Below are 21,401 nucleotides of genomic sequence, written 5' to 3' on the forward strand. Positions count from 1 at the left end.
GATCTTGGCGGAGATCAACCAACAGGATACGCCACCTCTTCAGCCTGCTTCCATACACCAGAAATCACCATAACTCGTTTTCGACCGGACAGAGCATTAATGATATCACGCTCCAGTATCATCTAAGGAACATAATTTCTAGAGTTCTTGTTGCATATCTGTCACATTTGTCTGATTCTCCTGACCTTCTTACTAGTCTTCCAACTGAAGACAGGCGAAAAGTGTCTTCCTTTGTTTATAGCTACCTAGGCGACGTTACCGGTGACGGACTCCAGGAGATTTTGAAGGAGCTTAAGGGACTGCCTGAGCGTTTCCGTGAGTTCTGGCGAGATAAAGTAGGATTTCTTGAATCGCTCGTTAATCTTCTTTTGAAGAGTTACGGTCTTGAGAAAGTTGATTTACCAGACGCACGCCAAGAAGAAAAAGCGCTCGCAGAAACATATAAACACCAACTCGAATACATAGGGAAATTGGTTAGAGAAATAGGGATAAACTCTGTTTATGTGCTTATCGATAAGCCAGATGAAACCGAACTTACCGGTAATGATGCACCCTCGACGTACCGACTCGTTCAACCCATGATTAGGGACCTTGAACTCTTGGGGGTTGAAGGGTTTGGGTTTAAATTTTTCTTGTGGGATCAAATAAATGAGTGGTTTCGCGAAGACGCGCGACCTGATCGAATTCACCAATATCATCTAAACTGGACTCGAGAGGGGTTGCAGCGAGTGCTCTCTGAGAGGTTGAAAGCGTTCAGTGGCGGTAATGTCGCCTCGTTTGCGCAGCTTTGTTCTAGCAATTGCAAGCTTGATGTAGACGCTGCTATTTGCATTATAGCTCGTGGGTCGCCGCGCAACGTTATCAGAATTTGCGAGAGAATTCTCAATGCGCAATCGGAACTTAACCCAGATCATGAAGCTATTGAAATTAACGCTATTGATCAGGGAATCATGGCATATTGCGAGGAGATAGCCAGCGAACAATATTCACAAGATATACTGAAAGAACTCCAGAGGTGCGGGCGAGAGCTGTTTACAGTTAATTATCTAGCGAACGAAGTATTTAAAGTTCACACGAATTCCGCTAGAAACAAAATAACGGGATGGAGTAGTGCTGGCGTGGTAAAACAATTAGGCACAATAAGCGTGGAAGGGTCCAATCGGCCACTTAATTTCTATTACGTTGCTGATCCGGTCGTGGTTCGCCTAATCCATCGACGCACAGATATTCAAACGTTTTTAGACGAGCGCTGGATACCCTGTGACTATTGCAAGATGGATAACCTAGCTGACATCGAACTTTTTCCAGAAGGAAATGACCCTGTGTGCATAGGGTGTGGGAGAGAACTTTTCTAAAGGTGCAGGACAGTTTCGGCTAACCAGCGGCTCTACGGCGACCGTCTTTCCGGCGCTGCGCGCCTCCAAGCCGGCGCGTAAGCCTTGGCGTTATGGGTATGGAAATAAATAGGGCGACAAAGGATCTGAGATCGTGATTATAGTGGTAAAACTAGCAGTTCTGATCGGCTGTATATGGCATGTCCTTGCCCACGGGCGGCCGGGAAAAACATCGGGTATCTATGCCGGGACGTTTCTGATAATGGGGGCGGCTGCGTCAGTCATTAAGCAGCAGCTGTCACTGTTCATTGGCATTGATATTACGTTGAACTTTGTTTACGACCTGGCCACGGGATTCGTGTTTTTCTGGCTCCTGGACCGATACCAGGATAATCTTTTTCTCTTTTACCTGATCATTATTCTGGGAATCGCTGTAAATTTGGCCGTGAAATTCGTGCTGATTGATGCACTGTTACCGGCTTGAGTGAGACCAAAAGCCCAAAGAACAAAAGAGGTCAATGGATGATTGAGTCTATCTTCATCGCAGAGACGCACGGAGCACCTCAGTTTGAGGTGCAAGAGGCGGAACTGGTTGCGGATAAGGGCATTAAAGGGGATCGCAATGTCGATGGGACCGTTACGTTCATTGAGGCCGAGGAAGTTGAATCTTTCAACGGGGACTACAGTCGGTCAATAGAGGCTTCTGAAACAGGGCGCAATATTGTGACTCGCTCCGTTCGACTGAATAGCTTGGCTGGAAAGACGTTCTCCGTGGGCGGCGTCCAGTTTTACGGCGTTGAGCTGTGTGAACCATGCAAGACACTGGGCCAGCGCCTTGCGACAGACGGTATGTCGCCAGCTGAGGTGGTTCGAGCATGGGTTCACAAGGGCGGTCTGCGCGCTAATGTGTTAAGCAGCGGGGCGCTTCGCCCAGGAATGGAGTTCGATGTTTAGGCCAAGGACGCCAAACGCCGCCAGAATCCCTGTTTTAATGACCTTTTGAGCGCCGTTCAGACAATCGGCAACGGCCCAGGGGCTTTGGGCCGAGGGAAAAGCCGCTCGAGCTCGGCGCGTTGGTCCGGGTTCAGGGTGACCTCGGCAGCAGCTTGGTTTTCGGCTTGACGCTCCGGTGAGCTCGTCTTCGGGATGGCGATGACGTCGCCGTGCGACTGCAGCCAGGCGAGCGCGGCCTGTGCCGGGGTGATGCCGTTGCGCTGGGCAAAGGCACGCAGGGCGGGCTGCTCCAGGAGCCGGCGCTGGCCGAGGGGGCAGTAGGCCATGGCGGGGATGCCGTGCTGGCGCATCCAGGGCAGCGGGTCGTTCTCGATGGTGCGTTCTCCGAGATGGTAGAGAAGCTGGTTGGCGCTGCAGGCGTCGCCGCCGGGCACTTCCCACAGATCCGCCAGGTCGCTCGCGTCAAAATTGCTCACGCCCCAGTGGCGGATCAGTCCTTCCCGTTGCAGATCCTCAAAACCGGCAACCGCCTCGGTGAGGTTGGCCCCGCCACGCCAGTGCAGCAGGTAGAGGTCCAGCCGGTCGGTGCCCAGGCGTTCCAGGCTGGCCTGGCAGGCGGCGCGGACGCCGGCACGTGAGGCGTTGTGCGGGAAGACCTTGCTGACGAGGAAGAGGTCATCCCGCCGGTTGCCCATGGCCTCGCCAACAATGCGCTCGGCGCCGCCGTTACCGTACATTTCAGCCGTGTCGATCAGGGTCAGGCCGGCATCAATGCCGGCACGCACGGCGGCGACTTCACGGTCGTGGTCACTGGCGCGCTCACCCATACGCCAGGTGCCCTGGCCCAGTGCGGGTATGCGTTCGCCGCCGGGTAGTTCAATGCGCTTCATGGCGATACCTTGCCTCTCAGTGCTTTGGTTTTCCCTCGGCGTGTTTTGTTGTCAACGCGGCGTCGCTTGGCAGCCTTTTTGGGTCTTGTGGGGCGACGGGCTTTCTCTTGTTTCACTGCCCCCTGGATCAGCGTCTTGAGGCGGTGCAGCGCGTCTTCCTTATTCTGTTCAAGGGTACGGTAGGACTGCGCCTTGATGACGACCACCCCTTCGTTACTGATGCGCTGGTCGGATAATGCCATTAACCGCTCTTTGTAGAAGGGCGGCAGGCTGGAGTTCTGGATGTCGAAGCGAAGGTGCACCGCTGAGGCGACTTTATTGACGTTCTGGCCACCAGCGCCCTGGGCCCGGATCTGGGTGATGTCGATTTCCCAGTCAGCCAGTTCCACGGTATTGGATACAGTCAGCATTGGCATTGACCTCAGTCCGCGGTGACACTTATTTCCATAGCGAGGCGCTCATCCGCCACTGAATCGACTTCGCGGGGATTGTGAAGGCGCACTCGGTCGGCGGCAATGCTGTCTTCGGAACGGGTTTTAACCAGGGCGTCCCGGACGGCGGTGGCACGGGCGTTGGCGAGGGTCCTGAGGTCGGCATCCGTCACTGTCTGGGCGCTGATGACCTGTTCCGCGAGATGATTGCGATAGGCCAGTGCGTCAAAGCCGCTGTCGTCTGATGATTCACTCTGTTCTTCGGTGAAACGGGCCTGGATGGTCTCCAGGTCTGAATCCGGGTAATGCGTGGTGACCATCGCTTCCAGGATCCCTTGGTTGGCCTTGGCCGTCAGGCTGGGGGGGGCGTCCCCGCGGTTTGTCTCGGCCATACGTTCCCGCAGGGCGTCGATGGCTTTCCCGCGCTGCAGCACGGGGGCGTCGAACGAGCGGTTGAACGTGCCTGCCAATTCCAGCGCCAGCTCGGGGCGCTGGTTGAGGGCTTCCCGCAGCTTGGCGACGCGCTCGCGCTGGGGCGGGAGGAGGTCGGAGCGCCCCTGCGGGAATTCAATCCGGCCCAGCTCCTCCGAGCCGGCGCCGACGAGGCCGGCCAGAAAACGGAACGGGGATTGGACGACGGAGGTGATGGCCTTAGTCAGGGCCTGACGGATTACCTGACCCACGTCGAATTCGGGGCTGCCCACATTCCCGGTTACCGGGAGATCCAGGTCGATGACGCCGTTGCTGTCTTTGAGCAGGGCGATGGCCAGATCCAGCGGCACATCCATGGCGTCGCTGGCCGCCATCCTGTCGCCGAGCTTCAGGTCATGGAGCACCAGACTGTTGCGCCCGTCGAGCTGCTGTTGGCTGAGCGTGTAATCGAGATCCAGATCCATGCTGCCCCCTGCAATCTTTCGGCCGGCAAAGCGCACGGTGTAGGGGGAGTACTCCGGAATCCGGAGGTTGCGGAACCTCAGTTTCAGGCGGGTGTCACGCATGGGATGCCAAGCGTGGAGAGTGCCTTCCACGCTGGTCAGTCCGTAATCCGCGACCTGGCCCTCCAGGGACACTTGAGCCGGCTGGGCGGAGCTGGAGCTCAGTGTCGATACCTGGCCGTTCAGCGTGTGGATGCTTGTTGAAAAGGGCAGCGGCAGGGAGCGATCCGCAAAACGGAGGGCGCCGTCGGTCAGCTTAATGCCTTCAATGGTGATGCCGAATGGGTCTGCCTCGTCGCTGGTATTGTCCCTCTGGGCGGCCCCATCCTCTTCGCCGTTGGCGCCGTCCGGGGCCGTTGCCGTCAGTTGGCTGAAGTTGGTGGTCTGGTCTTCGTTGATGATGACCCGACCGGAAAGGCCGTTGATGAGGATGGGAGCGGTCTCAAGCTGCCTTTCTGCAAGACGCAGGTCGAGTTGTTGGGTCTTGAGGCTCTGCCAGCCAATGAGTGGTGCGTCGTTTGAGGCGTTGCGGATGCTGAGCGCGTTAATGCCGGCCGAGCCCTTGAAGGCAAAGGGCTGCTGGGCGTTGGTTCTGATCTGGCCGTTCAGGTTGAGCGTTCCCTTACCCAGCTGTACAGCCGCGACCTGTCGCAGGTAAGGGGCGGCCTGGGGGAGGGCCAGTTCGTCGATATGGGTTTCGCCTTCGAGCGCGGGTGTTGGTAGGAGCCGCAGCTGCCCTTCGAGGTCGAACGCGCCGCCACCGGCGAGCCGCCCGTCCAGGCGCACGGGGAAGCGCGCGCCTTCTTCCAGCGACAGATCTTTTGCGAACAAGCCAGCGTCCTCCACTGCGAGTGACACCGTGCTGGACGGAGCAGAGGTTGCCGCCGGAGTCTGAAGGTTGTCAGTGAAGCGCAGAACAGCCCCCTCCACGCTCAGATCCGCCACCTGCAATGCAGGTAGGGGCGACGCTTCGTTCTGGGCTTCGGGCTGGTCCGAGGGCTCAGGAGCGAGTTGGGCAAGGCGTGTCTCGCCCGAGGCGAAGCGTTCTTCCTGGATGATGGGCTGGTCGAGGTGCAGGGTCTGGAACGTCCAGCTTCTGTTGACCACGCTCGACCAGGCCAGGTCGATGAACAGCCGTTCCCAGCCGAGCAGCTGGTGGTTGTCCGTGTCGTGCAGGGTGAGTCCGTCGATCTGGAGCGTGAGGGTATACGGGTTGGCGTGAACCGATTCAATGCTGAGCTCGCGCCCAAAATCCTCCTTGACCGTACTCACTGCCAGGTACTGGATGAGCCAGGGCAGGACCAGAAAGCCCAGGAGGGTGTACACCAGGACTAGTGCCAGTAGCCAGAACCGGACGCGGCGCGGGGACGCCCACCTTGTGCGCAGGTAGCCGCCGAGCTGACGCAATGACTCGCTTTGCATAGAACCAAGCCCATAGAGGAAAGAGTATACCGAACAGGTTAGACGGCGGTATGCCTGGCGTCACGCCCGCGTCAGCAGTTTGAGCCCCTTAGGTGTGCAGGACCGAGTCGGGGGCTGAAACCGCTTCCTGTTCTTCCTCCCCCGCCAGGTATTCCGCCAGCAACGGCCGGAAATCCGTCTTCACGCCCAAACGCTTCAGCATCCAGTAGTGGCCGGCCACCATGCGGTCGATGAGAATGCTTTCCACCGGTGGTTTGAAGGCTTCCAGGTGTTGGAAGACCGTATGGGTCTTGGCAGCCACCTGCTGGTGAAGGTCGGACTGGCCGAAGTCGTAGGGTTGGTTCTCCGGGGCGAAGGGTTGGTAAAGGATGTTTCGCCACATGGCGTAGTAATCGGGATCCACTGGCGGATGATCCTCCACACGTGCGCCCAGGTGGATGAGGTGCTGGTCCAGAGCGGCATAGTCTTCGTTCAGGGCATCGTTGATGCAGTTGCGATAGGCCGCCACGGTTGAGGGGCGCAGGCTTTTGACGCACCCGAAGTCATAGAGGATGACGGTGCCGTCGGGACGGTAGGCGAAGTTGCCGGCATGGGGATCCCCGTGAATGCAGCGATGGCGGAACAGGCCGTCGGTCATAGTGCGGAAGATCCGGTGGCCGATGAGGTTGATCGTCGCCTGGTCGTAGCGTTCGCGCGTGACCTCGTTGATGTGGTCACCTTCAACCTTCTCCATGGTAAGGACGCGGCGCGAGCTGCATTCGGGAACGGCTTCCGGGATCACAATGCCGTCATCGCCGCCATGCTGCTGCGCGAAATGGTGGATGTTGCGGGCCTCGTTCTCATAGTCGAGCTCTTCGTGGAGCCGGTCCCTGACTTCATTGAAGAGCTCATCAACGCTTTCCTTGGGCATTTTGAGCAGTCCACCCAGGCGCAGGGCCGTGCGAAGCTGGCGCAGGTCGGAGTCGCAGGAGCGGTCAACGCCGGGATACTGGATCTTGATGACCACATCCCGGCCGTCGTGGAGCTGGCCGGCATGAACCTGGCCAATGGAGGCGGCGGCGTAGGGGGTTTCGTCGATGCTGGCGAACAGGTTCTCGATGGTGTCTCCCAGCTCATGCTCAATCTGTTGGCGGATGACGGCGAATTCCATGGCCGGCGCTTCCTTCTGGAGGCGCTGCAGGGCATCGGTAAGCTCGCGCGGGAGGAAGTCCTGGGTCTGGGAGGCGATCTGGCCGACTTTCATGACGGCGCCCTTGAGCTCACCCAGGGTGTCGACGATTTCCTCGGCCATGCGGCTGTAATAGTCGTGGCGGCTTTCCTCGCTCTCCTCGCTGAACAGGCCACGGGCCTTGCGGGCGGCGTAGCTGGAGGCGACCGAGCCGGTCATGCCGGCCAGCCGGAAGAAGCGCCCGGTACGGGTGGTTACCGGTTTACGGCTCATGGGGTGTAGGGCTCCGCTCAGGCAACAGTGGTTTCCAGGGTTAGCCGGTCTTCCAGAGTGAGGCTCAACGCCGCGCCGGGCTCGAGTGGTCCCACGCCGGCTGGTGTCCCGGTCAGCACAACATCCCCTGGTTCCAGCGTAAAGTGTTTACTCATATACGAAACCAGGGCGGGAATGGGTTTCAGCATGGCCGCTGTATCACCATGCTGGCGCGGTTCACCATTGATCGACAGGCTGAACCGGAGGCGCCCGGTGGCCGCTAACTGGTCCCCGGGAATAAAGGCCGAGAGCGGGCAAGCGCCGTCAAAGGCCTTGGCAAGCTCCCACGGGTGGCCCTCCTGTTTGAGCCGGCTCTGCGTCTGGCGCAGGGTCAGATCCAGGGCCAGACCGACGCCCGTGATGGCCTCGCTCACCGCCTGTTCACTGGCATGGCTGAGGCGTTGGCCAATCAACAGGGCCAGTTCGGTCTCGTAGTGGACCGACTCTCCTACCGCCGGCAGCGTTACCCCGGCTTCCAGTTCTGTAACGGCTGACGGGGGCTTGATGAAGACCAGTGGCTGCGTGGGGACCGGGTTATCCAGCTCAGCGGCATGCTCGGCATAGTTGCGCCCCACGCACACGACCTTGGTGATGGGGCTGTCATACCGGGTTCCGTTCTGAAAACGGGCCTGGGGGATTGTCATCGTCAACTCCAATAGCGCTCCAACGGGCTGACTATAGCACCGTATCGCCCCGCTGCGCTGGGGCAATGGTCCCACTTACCGACGGTAGGCCAATAGCACGGCTCTGGCGCCGTCCAGGCGACGTCTGACCATAAGTGATTTTGATGTTGGTGGATGATCCAGATTTATTTGATTGATGTCATCGAGGCGATTAGGTTGATAGCAATTGAGGTGTAATGGGCGGGACTCGCCCCTGTTGCCACCCTGCAAATGCCATGTGGCTTCCAGGACCACAAACATGAATGACGACACGGAGATTGAGTAATGCGAGCCATTCTGTGCCACGAATACGGCCCTGCGGATAAACTCCAGATCGGGGAGCTGGACTCACCGGAAGCCAAGGGCAGTGCTGTTAAGATCCGGGTGAAGGCGGCCGGCCTGAACTTTCCGGATACGCTGATCATTGAGGGCAAGTACCAGCTCAAGCCGGAGATGCCCTTCGCGCCCGGTGGTGAGATGGCCGGTGAAGTGCTGGAAGTGGGTGACAAGGTCAGCCGCTTCAAACCCGGTGACCGGGTCATGGGCCTGACCGGCTACGGTGCCTTCGCGGAAGAGATCGCCGTACCGGAAGGCCAGCTCATCCCCATTCCCGATGCCATGAGTGATGAGGAAGCCGCCTCCTTCTCCATGGTCTACGGCACCTCCTACCACGCCCTCAAACAGCGGGCGGCCATCCAGGAGGGAGAAAAGCTGCTGGTGCTGGGGGCCAGTGGCGGTGTGGGTCTGGCCACAGTGGAACTGGGCAAGGCCATGGGGGCCCATGTGATCGCGGCCGCCAGCAGCCAGGCGAAGCTGGATGTGGCGAAAGAGGCCGGCGCGGATGAATTGATCAACTACACCGAGGAAAACCTCAAGGATGCGGTGAAAAGCCGGGCGAGCCAGGGTGTGGATGTTGTTTACGATCCGGTTGGCGGGGACTTCACCGAGCAGGCCCTGCGCGCCATGGCCTGGAACGGCCGCCACCTCATCGTAGGTTTTGCCGCCGGTGACATCCCCCAGATCCCCGCCAACCTGCCGCTGCTCAAGGGCTGCTCGGTGGTCGGCGTCTTCTGGGGCAACTTCACCATGAAAGAGCCCAAGACCAACATGCAGAACATCATGGAGCTGCTTAAGCTCTACGGTGAGGGCAAGATCCGGCCGCGCGTGAGCGAAGTGCACCCCTTCGAGGATTATGTGGAAGCCCTGAACGGGCTGAGTGAGCGGCGTGCGACCGGGAAGATTGTTCTGAGGGTGGCGGACTAGGCTGCCTTGGGAGAGTGTGCTCCACCGGTTGGTCAATGCTCATCTTAGTCAGCTAGATTATAAAGGCAATCTAACTCTCGTTGCTTGGCAGTGGCTTAGCTCGGTAGCTACACTGCCAAACTACGGCAGTTACGGAATGTCTTTATGCTGATTGATAATAAAGCTCACGGAAACCTGGGGCGCACGCTTGAAGAAGGCGTTGAGACGGGAGCGGATCTATCGATCTTATCTTCAAGCTTCTCAATCTACGCTTATGAGAGCCTGCGGGACCTTCTGTCCCAAGTGAGGGCTCGTATCCTCATCCCCGAGCTTTCAGCTGGTGAGGATGAGTCACCTTTCAATGCATTGGTTGGGGAAGAGGCTGATCGGGTTTTTCGCAATCAACTTAATGCAGCTGCAAAAGCGTACGAGTGTGCTAATTGGGTCCAGAAGCAGGTCGAGGCTCGCGGCGTTGCGCGCTTAGTTCCTCATAATCTCGTTCATGTACAGAACCGTGAACGTGCGCCATTAGTTATCCATGGAAGCTCGCCGTTTACGACGACCGGCCTGGGGCGGTTGCCGAGCAACGGTTTTGAAATGAACACAGCGTCCACAGATCCCACTGAGACGCAGACCTTGCTGGATTGGTTTGAAGCCATTTGGAGGGACTCCGAGGCAACCCGTGACATTAAGTCAGAGTTTCTGGCTGGTCTTAAAGAAATCTACGAGCGTCGCTCCCCTCAGCAGATTTATTTCTGCATACTGCATAACCTTTTTCGGGACTACCTCGGGGAGCTTGATGAAGAAAACATCATCAAAACGCGAACGGGGATCAAGGATACGCGGGTCTGGAATAAGCTCTACCGGTTCCAACGGGACGGGGTTCTTGGGGCAATAGATAAGGTCGAGCGCTTCAACGGCTGTATCTTGGCTGACAGTGTCGGTCTCGGAAAGACGTTCGAGGCACTTGCTGTTATCAAATACTATGAACTCAGAAATGACCGCGTGCTCGTTCTCGCACCGAAAAAGCTTCGCGAGAACTGGACGCTCTATACCGTTAATGATACCCGCAACATCCTGGCGGAGGATCGTTTCAGTTATGACGTTCTCAACCACACAGACCTGACACGAGAAGGGGGCAGGTCCGGCGAAATCAATCTGGAAACCGTCAACTGGGGCAATTACGACCTGGTCGTCATTGATGAGTCCCACAACTTTCGTAACAACCCTCCAAGAAAGGATGGCCTGACCCGGTACGGACGTTTGATGCAGGACATCATCAAAGCTGGTGTCAAAACCAAGGTCCTGATGCTGTCCGCAACGCCGGTTAACAACCGGATGAACGACCTCAAGAACCAGATCGCCTTTATCACTGAAGGTCGTGATGATGCGCTCTACCCGGAAGGCATCGCCAGTATTGATAATACCCTTCAGCGGGCACAAAAGAAGTTTAATGCGTGGTTGCGTGATGGAGACGAGCACAGGACATCTGAAAAGCTGCTTGAAGCACTTAATTTTGACTATTTCAGTCTTCTGGATCGGCTGACTATTGCTCGATCCCGTAAACACGTCGAGAAATATTACGACATGGGGGAAATTGGGGCTTTTCCGTCTCGTTTGCCGCCTCGCAATCTGTACCCACCGATCGATGTAGAGGATCGCTTTCCAGAACTACGGGAAATCAACCGTGATATTCGGAAGTTGAATCTCAGTGCCTACGCGCCCCTCCGTTACGTGTTGCCGGAAAAGCTGGAAGAGTATAGTCGTAAGTACGATATGCAGGTTGCAGGGGGGTCCGTATTCCGCCAGATGGATCGGGAGGAGAGTCTTATTCACCTGATGCGGGTGAATATTCTCAAACGAATGGAGAGCTCAATCCACGCCTTTGCTCTGACCGTGGAGAAGCTGCTGAATGGTGTCCGGGAGCTCAAGGAACGTCTGGAAAATCAGGACGCCAGAGACGTTGAAGAGTGGGGCATTGAAGACATCGAAGTCGAGGATGATGCGTTTGATCCTTATCTTGTTGGGAATAAAGTCAAAGTACTGATTAGTGACGTGGATCGTGTGCGCTGGCGCCAGGAGCTGGAGGAGGATGAGGCGCTTTTGCTGAAGCTGCTCCGGGAAGCACGCGATGTCTCCGCAGAGCGTGACGCTAAACTGGCTGCGCTTCGTAATGAGATCCGGAGCAAGGTATCCAACCCGATTAACGAAGGTAACCGCAAAGTACTGGTTTTTACCGCCTTTGCGGATACAGCGGAGTACCTATTTTCGGAATTGGCGGATTGGGCTTGGAAAGAGCTTGGATTGCACACAGGTAAAATCACCGGTCATACCCATGGTAACCGCAGTACCATCAAAACCCTGCGGCGAGATATACCATCTATCCTCACAGCGTTCTCTCCGACCTCCAAAGAGCGAGATGCTGGCCAGAGGGCTGATGATGAAATTGATATTCTTCTTGCGACTGACTGTATTTCCGAAGGCCAGAATCTGCAGGATTGCGACTTTCTGGTGAACTATGACATCCACTGGAACCCGGTGCGCATCATCCAACGTTTTGGGCGGATTGACCGATTAGGGTCGGATAACAACTTGATTCAATTGGTTAACTTCTGGCCAAACATGGAGCTGGATGAGTACATTGACCTGGAGGCGCGGGTTGCAGGCCGGATGGTGTTGCTGGATATTTCCGCTACTGGCGAGGAAAACGTCATCGAATACGCCGAGGGCGACACGATGAATGACCTTGAGTATCGCCGGCGACAGCTTGAGCAGCTACAGAATGACGTGCCCAGCATCGAGGATCTGTCCGATGGGATCTCCATCACGGATCTGACCCTGAACGACTATCGCATGGATCTGGGGGAGTACCTGAAGGAGCATGGCGAGGACCTGGAACGCATGCCTTGGGGTGCCTTTGCGGTAACGCCGATTGATGACCTCGTGAATGGTGAGAACCTGGGGCCTGGCGCCATATTCTGCCTTCGAAACATGAATGCCCGGGTGAAGGGCGATCCAACCTACCCACTGGCGCCCCACTACTTGGTCTACGTTGGCGATGACGGTGAGATCCGTTACAACTTCACCCATACACGACGCATTCTTGACGTCCTCAAGCGCCTGTCGCTTGGGCGCACACGGCCCGACGAAGCCAGTGTCACCCGGTTCAACCGCGTCACCCGTGATGGTCGGGATATGGCTCATTATCAGGGCCTTCTCGCCCAGGCCGTTGCGGCAATTACCGGCAAGGCGGAAGAGCGTGGCGTGGAAAGTCTGTTCCAGCCGGGCGGAACCGTGATCAGCCGGGACAGTTTCCAGGGCATGGATGATTTCGAGGTCGTCAGTTACCTCATCGTTCTGGACAGGGGCGAGGAAGCCTGATGCGGGCGGTCTACGACCACCTGGCGCTTCCAGACGCGGCCTATCTGGGCAAACGCATCTACAAAAAACACTTCTTTGAAAATGCTTCCATGTCGCCGGCGGATCGCAAGGCCTTTACCGACGACGTAGAGACCGTGACATGGCAATACACACTCAAGCCAAACACATTGCCCGTTAATCTTTATGAGGATGACGAACGTGATTACCCGGAGCTGGCGGTCATCGAGGTGGTCCTTCGCTCGCCAAAACGAGTCACGCGCATTGCCGAGTTGATTCACCGGGCCATTCCCTACCCGCTGTTCCTCGTTATCGGGCACAATGAGCGATTCGCTGTCAGCGTCGCCCACAAGCGCGCCAGCCGGGCGGAGCGTGATGCAGTAGTGGCGGAGGACATTCTTGTTACCCGATGGATGGATAGCACGGCCCTGGAAGCCATCGAACAGACATTTCTCGGCAGTCTGGCCGTTTCCCTTCAGCCACAGACCCACTATTACGCCCTCTACACGGGCTGGCACCAACGTGTACTGGCATTGGCATGCGCCCGGTTGAGCGGTACGTTTCGCGTACCGGACAGGGCGGAGCAGGAGGCGCAGCAGCGGGAGCGGTTGGCCGCCTGTCATCAGATTGAAGGCGAAATCGCGCGCCTGCGCTCTGAAATCCGCAAGGAAAGCCGGTTTAACCGCCAGGTGGAACTGAACACCAAAATCAAACAACTGGAAGAACAGCTGCGGCGGACCGCCGCTGAACTGTAAACAAGGCCAAGGCAGATCATGGATAAGCTGGACCCGAAACAAGACGGCGCATCACCGGATATCGTTGAGCAAAACATCGACAAGCTCCGGGAGCTGTTCCCTGATGCCTTTACCGAAGGCTCCGATCCCAATGGCCCGCGCTGGAAAGTGGATTTTGACGCACTGCAGCAGATTCTAGGCGACTACAAAGAGGATCAGAACGAACGCTACAGCTTTACCTGGCATGGCAAGTCCCGAGCCCGCCAGATTGCCCAGACTCCATCGAACGGCACCTTGAGGCCCTGCCCGGATGAGTCCGTGAACTGGGACAGCACCCAGAACCTTTTTATTGAGGGCGATAATCTGGAAGTGCTCAAGCTCCTGCAGAAGTCTTACCACAAGCAGGTCAAGATGATTTACATCGATCCGCCCTATAACACAGGCGGTGAGTTCATCTATCCGGACCGGTTTCAGGATAATCTGGATACTTATCTTAAGTACACTGGGCAGGTAGATGATGAAGGATTCAAAGTATCCGCCAACTCTGAAACTTCAGGGAGATTCCATACTAAATGGCTGAATATGATGTATCCGCGTTTGAAGTTGGCAAGAAATCTTCTTTCAGAGGATGGTTTTATTGCAGTAAGTATTGATGATTCTGAATTATGCAATCTTGAGTGGATTCTTAACGAGGTATTTGGTGAAGAGAATCGATTGGCTGTTCTTGTATTTGATAAGAATAGAAAAAATGATGCGAAGTTCTTTTCGGTTGGCCATGAATACGTAGTCGTATATGCTCGTGATAAAAGATTACTTCAAGAAATTGGCCTCAAGCTTCGTTCTCCCAAGGAAGGGGTTGAGGATGTGCGTTCCGAGTTTCAGCGTTTGCGTGAAGAATATGGAGAGGATTGGGAGTCTATTCGAGAGGGGATTGTTTCTTTTTATGAAACATTCGGAGAAGATGACCCACGTTTGCCTCTCGCTCGATATACTAAAGTGGATGAGAATGGTCCCTACAGGACCGATGGTGACCCAAGTTGGCCTGGAGGTGGAGGTCCTACGTTTGATGTTCCTCATCCAATTACCGGAAAACCGTGTAAGGTTCCAAGTCGTGGATGGGTGTGGCCGAATTATGAACGCATGAAGGAAGAAATTGATAAAGGCCGAATTATATTTGGTAAAGATGAAAAAACAATACCATCTGTTCGAAGAAATATGTTTGATAAAGATGATCAGGTTATGAGGAGTGTGAAGTTTAGTTATGCGCAAAAAACTGCGCAAGACTTCAAGAAACTTTTTGATGGTGAAAAGGTATTTGATAATCCGAAAGATCCATATGATATTAAATCTCTTATTCAATACCTTTCGGGTGGTGAAGATATAGTATTAGATTTTTTTGCTGGTAGTTGCACGACCGCTCAATCTGTTCTTATGGCAAACGAGGAAGATGAAGGGAGTAGGCGGTTTATATGTGTCCAGTTGCCGGAACATTTAGATCCAGACAAGAAAGAGCATAAGGTTGCTTATAAATTTTGTGTTGAGAATGCCATTAGCGCCGATGTTGCGTCCCTTGGACGAGAACGTATTCGTCGATATTTGTGTGATAGAGATGGTCTTCGGATAGAGGATGTTGGTGAAGCAAGAGGAGGCTTCAAGGGGTTTCGTTTGGACTCTAGTAACATACGCCCGTGGGACCCGAGTGCCGATGATATTGCCGCATCTCTATTTGATACCGTCGAAAACATCAAGCCGGATCGCACCGAAACTGACCTGCTGCACGAACTCCTGCTCAAATATGGACTGGATCTATCAGTGCCCGTCGAGGGACGGGAGGTGGCCGGGAAAGCGGTCTATATCATCGGTGCAGGTGCTCTCGTTGTGTGTCTGGCAGACAATATCGATCTGGATGTTGTGAAAGGTATTGCCAGCCTCAAGGAGGAGCTGTCACCGGAAATCATGCGCGTTGTGTTCAAGGATTCCGGTTTCAAGGATGACGTAGTGAAGACCAATACCGTGCAGATCCTGCGTCAGGCGGCTATCGAGGATGTGAAAAGCCTGTGAACCATGGAGGGGGTAAAATGGAGGGATCAGAAGAAAATTCGGACGGAAACGCTGGGGAAGGTGATGATCTGCGCTCGGCCTCGGGCGAAGTCCTCTTCTACCAGACGGAGGATGGCCAAACACGGCTGGAGTGTCGCTTCGCGGATGAGTCGATCTGGCTCAGCCAGGCGATGATGGCGGAGCTTTACCAGACCAGTAAGCAGAACATCAGCCTGCACCTGCGGAACGTTTTTGAAGAGGGCGAGCTGACGCCAGAGGCAGTTATCAAGGATTACTTGACAACTGCCGCGGACGGCAAGCAATACCGGGTCAAGCACTACAATTTGGAAGCGATTATCTCAGTCGGGTATCGCGTTCGCAGCCAGCGCGGCACCCAGTTCCGGCGCTGGGCGACGGAGCGGCTGCGGGAATACCTCACTAAGGGCTTTGTCATGGATGATGAGCGCCTGAAGAATCCTCCTGGCCCTGGTGTTCCGGATTACTTCGATGAGTTGCTGGAACGCATCCGCGACATCCGGGCCAGTGAGCAGCGGATGTACCTGCGGGTTAAAGAGATCTTTGCGCTGGCTGCGGACTACGAGCCCAATGCCGAGGAAACGCGCCGTTTCTTCCAGCACATACAGAACAAGCTCCACTATGCGGCCACAGGTGAGACAGCACCGGAGCTGATCCATAGCCGGGCCGATCACACCCAGCCCAATATGGGCTTAACCAGCTGGAAGGGCGACGAAGTCCGGTCCTCCGATGTGACCATTGCCAAGAATTATCTGAACGCGGAGGAAATCCAGAGCCTGAACCGGATCGTGACCATGTGGTTGGACTTTGCCGAGGATCAGGCCCAACGGCGGCGTCAGGTCTTCATGCAGGACTGGCAGTCGAAATTGGATCAGTTTCTGGAGTTCAATGACCGCGATGTGCTAAGCGGCCATGGGCGGGTTCGGAAAAATGCAGCGGATGAGAAAGCTCGCGCGGAGTACGCCCAATTTGAAGAGCGACGCCGGGCGTTGAAGGAGGCCCAGGGTGAAGAGGAAAACATCCGCGCCCTTGAGGATTTTGCCCGTAACACGCCAGACCCAAACCAGAGCCCGGATGACGGAAGTAAACAATGAAGATTCAATTCGATTCGGACCTCAATTACCAGCGTGAGGCCATTGATTCGGTAACCGGTCTTTTCGAGGGGCAGGAGGTCTGCCAGACAAACTTCACGGTAGCGCCCGTTGAAGGCGCGGGACAGCTGTCATTGGGATTTGGTCAGTCGAATACCGACCTGGGAGTCGGGAATCGGCTGCGTCTTCTGGATGAAGACGTTCTTGAGAATGTGCGGGGCATTCAGCTGCGTAATGGGTTGGCGCCGTCCGCGCAACTGGACTCGCTTGATTTCACGGTTGAGATGGAGACGGGCACCGGGAAGACCTATGTCTACCTGCGGACTTTGTTTGAGCTGAACCAGCGTTACGGGTTTACCAAGTTCATCATCGTGGTGCCGTCGGTGGCCATTAAAGAGGGTGTCTACAAGTCGCTGCAGATGACGGAGCCCCACTTCAAGGGGCTGTATGACAACACGCCTTTCGACTACTTCGTTTATGACTCCCAGAAGCTCGGCCAGGTCCGTAACTTTGCCACCAGTGACACCATCCAGATCATGGTGATCAACATCGATGCCTTCCGCCGCAGCTTCCAGGACCCGGAGAAGGAAGACAAAGCGAACATCATCCATCGGCCTCATGACCGTATGACGGGTAACAAGCCCATCGAATTTATACAGGCGACCAATCCGGTGGTGATTATCGACGAGCCCCAGAGTGTTGCCACTACGGACAAGAGCCGGGAAGCCATCAACTCGCTGAATCCACTCTGTACCCTGCGTTATTCCGCCACCCACCCGGATAAGCATCACATGCTGTACCGGTTGGACTCTGTGGATGCCTATGAACGCAAGCTGGTCAAACAGATTGAGGTCGCCGGCATTGAGGTTCAGGACAGCCACAACAAGGCGTACATCAAGCTGCTGAAGGTGGATAACCGCAGAAGCCCGATCCAGGCTCAGGTGGAGCTGGATATCCTTCAGAAAGGAGGCAAAGTCAACCGCAAGGCCAAGTGGGTGCGCAGCGGAGAAGACCTGCTGGATACAAGCGGTGGACGCGGCGTTTACGATGGCTACATCATCGAGGACATCTACTGCGAAGCCGGCAACGAATACATCAGCTTTACCAGCAAGCCGGAAATTGTCCGTTTGGGCGAGGCTATTGGTGAGGTGGATGACGACGAGTATAAGCGACTGCAGATCCGAAAAACCATTGAAGAGCACCTGGATAAGGAGCTCAAGCTGCAGCCGCAGGGCATCAAGGTCCTGAGCCTGTTCTTTATCGACCGGGTGGCCAACTACCGGGAGTACGACCAGGACGGCAACCCGCACCCTGGCAAGTACGCGCTTATGTTTGAAGAGGAGTACCTTCGTGCGGCGCGTAAACCCAAGTACCAGAGCCTGTTCGGGGAAGTGGATCTGGAGACCGAAGCGGCAAGTGTTCATAACGGTTATTTCGCCAGGGACAAGAAGAAAGATGCCGGTGGCGAAGGCATCTTGAAGGATTCCCGGGGTGAAGGGAAAACGCAGGCGGATGAAAGTGCTTACAACCTGATCATGCAGGACAAGGAACGGCTGTTGAGTTTCGAGTCCCGTTTGAAGTTCGTTTTCTCCCATTCCGCCCTCAAAGAGGGATGGGATAATCCCAACGTCTTCCAGATCTGCACCCTGAATGAAACAAAATCGGTCATGAAGAAGCGCCAGGAAATCGGGCGCGGGCTGCGTCTGGCAGTGAACCAGGACGGGGAGCGGGTGCACGGGTTTGATGTGAATACGCTGACCGTCATGGCTAACGAGTCCTACGAGGATTTCGCCAAGCAGTTACAGAGTGAGATTGAGCAGGAAGAAGGGATTCGTTTTGGTGTGGTGGAGAAGCCTCACTTGGCGAGCATTCCTATTACCACGGAGAACGGGGAAACCGAATACCTGGGTATGGAGACTGCTGAACGGATATGGGATCACCTGAATCAGAAAGGCTATATCGATGACAAGGGCAAGGTTCAGGATACCCTGCGGCGTGATCTAAGGGATGGACAGCTCCTTTTGCCGGATGAGGTGAGTGGCCACACCGATGCCATTACGGGTGCTCTACGCAAAGTAGCCGGTCGTCTCAATATCCAGAACAAGGACGATCGTCGGGAAGTGAAACTGAATAAGGCGGTCTATCTCAGCGAGGAGTTCAAGGCGCTCTGGGACCGCATCAAGCACCACACCACCTATCGCGTGAACTTTGATACGGAAGCGCTGATTCAGGCTTGCGCGGATGAGATTCGGGATAATCTGAGAGTCGGGAAGGCCCGTTTCGTTACCCGAACCGCCAGGCTGGATGTGACTCGCGCTGGCGTGGATGCTGAGACCATCAGTGAGACAGCGGCAACCTATGACGCTTGGGATTTCCAGCTACCGGATATCGTCGGTTTCCTGCAGAACGAAACCAACCTCACACGCCGGACGCTGGTGGAAATACTGGTTCGCAGCGAGCGCCTGGAGGCGTTCCGCACCAATCCCCAGAAATTTATTGAGCAGGTCCTGGAAATCATACGTCGCCAGATGCGGTTGTTCATTGTTGATGGGATCCGGTACGAAAAGATCGGCGACGATCATTTCTACGCCCAGGAGCTCTTCGAGGAAGAGGAGCTGTTCGGCTATCTGAATCGTAATATGCTCCAGAGCGACAAGTCGGTCTATGACCACGTTGTTTACGATTCAGACGTTGAAGTGGCGTTCGCGCAGGCGTTTGAGCGTAATGATGAAATCAAGCTCTACGCCAAGCTGCCGGGTTGGTTCAAGATTGATACCCCACTTGGGAGTTACAACCCTGACTGGGCGGTATTGGTTGAGAAAAACGGGGAAGCAAAACTATATTTTGTAATTGAGACAAAGAGCAGTCTCTTTTCTGATGCATTAAGGCCTTTTGAGAAGGCCAAGATTGATTGCGGTAAAGAGCATTTTAAGGCGCTGGGGAATGATGTCGAGTTTCGTGTGGATGGTAGCTTTGATAGCTTTTTGAAGAGATTTTGAAAAATAAGTTTTTGTGGTTATTTAAAAAATTAATTCCATTTTATGATCTGCCGTCAAATGATTTGGAGACGGTCAGGTCATGTTGTTTTTTAGGCGACTCCTTCGATCGTGTCACGAAGGCTGGGCTTGCGTTTTACCATTCCGCCTTCAAAATATTTTTCTGAAAAGAAATCAGCACATTCATCATTACTTATGAAGTGCGTTTTTTTAACCAGCTTCCCGCCATTGCTGGGTATTTCGAATTTCCTGCTGACAGTCCAGTTATTGGAGTACCAGCCATCGTTGGGTTTAAAGGAAACGCGGCGTTTGGGGTTGAATTGGCCTTTCTTGTCTTTGGGAACTGGAATGCCTCCAGGTCCGGTTCTGCGCTGGAAGTCTTCTTTGTGGAAAAACCAGTACCGATCGTGAACTTTGACTACGCGAGGACTGTTTCGGGCGGCTTTATCCAGGTTTTTCCGCATTCTTTCGAACGCGGTTTCAGAGTCATAGTGACTGGAAAGTTTATCAACACCAGTAATGAAAACGCCGGTAATGGCGGCAATTGCTGCAGTTTCCGTCAAACCTATAGGCATGTAAAACCTCCTTGTTTATTTAGCTCGATCTTTTTTAGGCGTAGCATACGGTGCGGATCTGATGTCAAGGCTTTTGGGTTTGACGTTCTGTAATCTGAGTGCGGATATAAGATGCTGTAATCCATGCGCTTTTATTGGGATTTAGCAATGATTTTGATAGACCTAGTCAGATCCAATGAGTTATTCTAAAAGCTTTAAATTGTTGCAAGGAGGCACACGATGTCGGCTAGATCCATTCTTCCCATTGCCGGTATTTGCTTGGTGATGGCTCAGGGGCTTACCGGTTGTGATTCAGGCCGTAATGAGCTTACAGGTGGTCTCTCGGCGCAGGTTGTTGCTCAGGGCAAGAGTGACCAAGCCATAGACGGCCCTTTCCAGTTTGATGAGCAATGGAAAACGGTCAGTTTCGATCCCTCGCTCAAAGTTGGTAGCCCAGAACGTCAGGTTTTCGCGATTGCCTTGAAGCCTGCTGATTATAAACCGTTAGCGCTTGTCGATCAGAAGGAGTCCGAGCAGAGGGAGCATCTGGATTCAGAGACGCCATTCGGGACCCGGGCCTGGCTGCCGGAGAGGTTGGAAGATGGCACGGTCATTAAGCCTGAGGTGGAGTTGATCACCCAAGAAGGGGAACGTGTGCGGTTGGGGGTGACCGGGATTACTCAGTTTGGGCGTGGGTTTAATACTTCAACATCCTATGAGTTTCGTGTTCTGCCTGACTCGGAAACGGCCTCGGAGCGTGGTTCAGGAAATTTCCCGCCAAATCGACGTTATAAAGCGGTTCGGATCCGGGTAAACGAACCGTTGGACGTTCGTTTTCTGGCTTGGTACTCAATCCCTGATGATCCCCTCCACGACGAATAAGTGGTTGGGCGTCGGTAAGCGGTCCACAAACCCATCTTAACGGCCTGAGCCGGATTCGCCAGACTGCCTCCGTGGTTTCAACGGAGGTAATCATGACGCACCGACTGAGCGACACCCAGGCGTTCTGGCTGGGGCACCTGTTCCGGGCCTACTCGTTGGGGCAGAGCCTGAGTGCCTATGCCGAACACCAGCAACTCGATTTCTCCGATCTCATGCAGTGGCGCCAGCGCCTAGCAGTTCAGCACATTGAGCTGCCGCCCCAACGTAAGCAATGGGATGGACTCCTCCTCACCTAACCGGCATCGAAGTGCCAAAATGGTGAGTGAACAGTCAACCATCG

At 55.1% G+C, this 21,401-nt stretch carries 17 protein-coding genes; 11 read left to right on the forward strand and 6 right to left on the reverse strand.

All coding sequences use genetic code 11. From position 1 onward, the window contains the following. From AC1RQI_RS15120 to AC1RQI_RS15130, 3 genes are all read left to right on the forward strand, one after another. On the forward strand, positions 1 to 1,355 hold a 1,355-nt coding region (locus AC1RQI_RS15120), incomplete at its 5' end, for a P-loop ATPase, Sll1717 family (protein ID WP_481905456.1). Positions 1,356 to 1,488: 133 nt separating this feature from the next. Beyond that, on the forward strand, positions 1,489 to 1,818 hold the full coding sequence (locus AC1RQI_RS15125; RefSeq protein ID WP_481905457.1) for a hypothetical protein: 330 nt from the start codon (positions 1,489 to 1,491) through the stop codon (positions 1,816 to 1,818). A gap of 38 nt (positions 1,819 to 1,856) precedes the next feature. Continuing rightward, a complete protein-coding gene (locus AC1RQI_RS15130) occupies positions 1,857 to 2,288 on the forward strand; it encodes an MOSC domain-containing protein (RefSeq protein WP_481905458.1) in 432 nt (143 codons plus the stop codon). A gap of 56 nt (positions 2,289 to 2,344) precedes the next feature. Here the strand turns inward: AC1RQI_RS15130 and AC1RQI_RS15135 are convergent, their stop codons facing one another. The 5 genes from AC1RQI_RS15135 to AC1RQI_RS15155 form a co-directional block, all read right to left on the reverse strand. After that, entirely contained in the window at positions 2,345 to 3,178 is an 834-nt protein-coding gene (locus AC1RQI_RS15135) for an aldo/keto reductase (protein ID WP_481905459.1), read from the reverse strand. Next, positions 3,175 to 3,588 carry an alternative ribosome rescue aminoacyl-tRNA hydrolase ArfB gene (gene arfB / locus AC1RQI_RS15140; protein ID WP_481905472.1) on the reverse strand — a complete coding sequence of 138 codons (414 nt, stop codon included), beginning with the start codon at positions 3,586 to 3,588 and terminating at the stop codon, positions 3,175 to 3,177. The genes AC1RQI_RS15135 and arfB overlap by 4 nt, the downstream gene beginning before the upstream one ends. 11 nt (positions 3,589 to 3,599) lie before the next feature. After that, on the reverse strand, positions 3,600 to 5,966 hold the full coding sequence (locus AC1RQI_RS15145) for a DUF748 domain-containing protein (RefSeq protein WP_481905460.1): 2,367 nt from the start codon (positions 5,964 to 5,966) through the stop codon (positions 3,600 to 3,602). Between the two features lie 88 nt (positions 5,967 to 6,054). After that, the gene (locus AC1RQI_RS15150) at positions 6,055 to 7,407 is read right to left on the reverse strand and encodes an ABC1 kinase family protein (protein WP_481905461.1); all 1,353 of its coding nucleotides are present in this window, start codon (positions 7,405 to 7,407) and stop codon (positions 6,055 to 6,057) included. A gap of 17 nt (positions 7,408 to 7,424) precedes the next feature. Then, on the reverse strand, positions 7,425 to 8,090 hold the full coding sequence (locus tag AC1RQI_RS15155) for a fumarylacetoacetate hydrolase family protein (RefSeq protein ID WP_481905462.1): 666 nt from the start codon (positions 8,088 to 8,090) through the stop codon (positions 7,425 to 7,427). A gap of 303 nt (positions 8,091 to 8,393) precedes the next feature. Here AC1RQI_RS15155 and AC1RQI_RS15160 point away from each other — a divergent pair, with 303 nt between their 5' ends. From AC1RQI_RS15160 to AC1RQI_RS15185, 6 genes are all read left to right on the forward strand, one after another. Beyond that, positions 8,394 to 9,371 carry an NADPH:quinone oxidoreductase family protein gene (locus tag AC1RQI_RS15160; RefSeq protein ID WP_481905463.1) on the forward strand — a complete coding sequence of 326 codons (978 nt, stop codon included), beginning with the start codon at positions 8,394 to 8,396 and terminating at the stop codon, positions 9,369 to 9,371. A 144-nt stretch (positions 9,372 to 9,515) separates the two neighbouring features. Next, positions 9,516 to 12,731: a helicase-related protein gene (locus tag AC1RQI_RS15165; RefSeq protein WP_481905464.1), complete on the forward strand. Its 3,216-nt coding sequence runs from the start codon at positions 9,516 to 9,518 to the stop codon at positions 12,729 to 12,731. Then, complete coding sequence (locus AC1RQI_RS15170; protein WP_481905465.1) at positions 12,731 to 13,483, forward strand: DUF4391 domain-containing protein; 753 nt, start codon at positions 12,731 to 12,733, stop codon at positions 13,481 to 13,483. Before AC1RQI_RS15165 ends, AC1RQI_RS15170 begins: the two co-directional genes overlap by 1 nt. 18 nt (positions 13,484 to 13,501) lie before the next feature. Then, positions 13,502 to 15,523: a site-specific DNA-methyltransferase gene (locus tag AC1RQI_RS15175; protein WP_481905466.1), complete on the forward strand. Its 2,022-nt coding sequence runs from the start codon at positions 13,502 to 13,504 to the stop codon at positions 15,521 to 15,523. Positions 15,524 to 15,540: 17 nt separating this feature from the next. After that, positions 15,541 to 16,632 carry a virulence RhuM family protein gene (locus tag AC1RQI_RS15180; protein WP_481905467.1) on the forward strand — a complete coding sequence of 364 codons (1,092 nt, stop codon included), beginning with the start codon at positions 15,541 to 15,543 and terminating at the stop codon, positions 16,630 to 16,632. Continuing rightward, positions 16,629 to 19,628: a type III restriction-modification system endonuclease gene (locus AC1RQI_RS15185; protein WP_481905468.1), complete on the forward strand. Its 3,000-nt coding sequence runs from the start codon at positions 16,629 to 16,631 to the stop codon at positions 19,626 to 19,628. Before AC1RQI_RS15180 ends, AC1RQI_RS15185 begins: the two co-directional genes overlap by 4 nt. Before the next feature lie 89 nt (positions 19,629 to 19,717). Here the strand turns inward: AC1RQI_RS15185 and AC1RQI_RS15190 are convergent, their stop codons facing one another. Beyond that, on the reverse strand, positions 19,718 to 20,200 hold the full coding sequence (locus tag AC1RQI_RS15190; protein WP_481905469.1) for a hypothetical protein: 483 nt from the start codon (positions 20,198 to 20,200) through the stop codon (positions 19,718 to 19,720). 219 nt (positions 20,201 to 20,419) lie between these two features. On the opposite strand from AC1RQI_RS15190, the gene AC1RQI_RS15195 reads away from it, so the two are divergent. Together AC1RQI_RS15195 and AC1RQI_RS15200 are read left to right on the forward strand one after the other, a co-directional pair. Continuing rightward, positions 20,420 to 21,061, forward strand: coding sequence for a hypothetical protein (locus tag AC1RQI_RS15195; RefSeq protein WP_481905470.1), 642 nt, complete (start codon positions 20,420 to 20,422; stop codon positions 21,059 to 21,061). Between the two features lie 92 nt (positions 21,062 to 21,153). Beyond that, positions 21,154 to 21,357, forward strand: coding sequence for a hypothetical protein (locus tag AC1RQI_RS15200; protein ID WP_481905471.1), 204 nt, complete (start codon positions 21,154 to 21,156; stop codon positions 21,355 to 21,357). The last annotated feature ends 44 nt before the right edge of the window (positions 21,358 to 21,401 follow it).

The sequence above is a fragment of the Salicola sp. AFF1 genome (genome assembly GCF_056783195.1).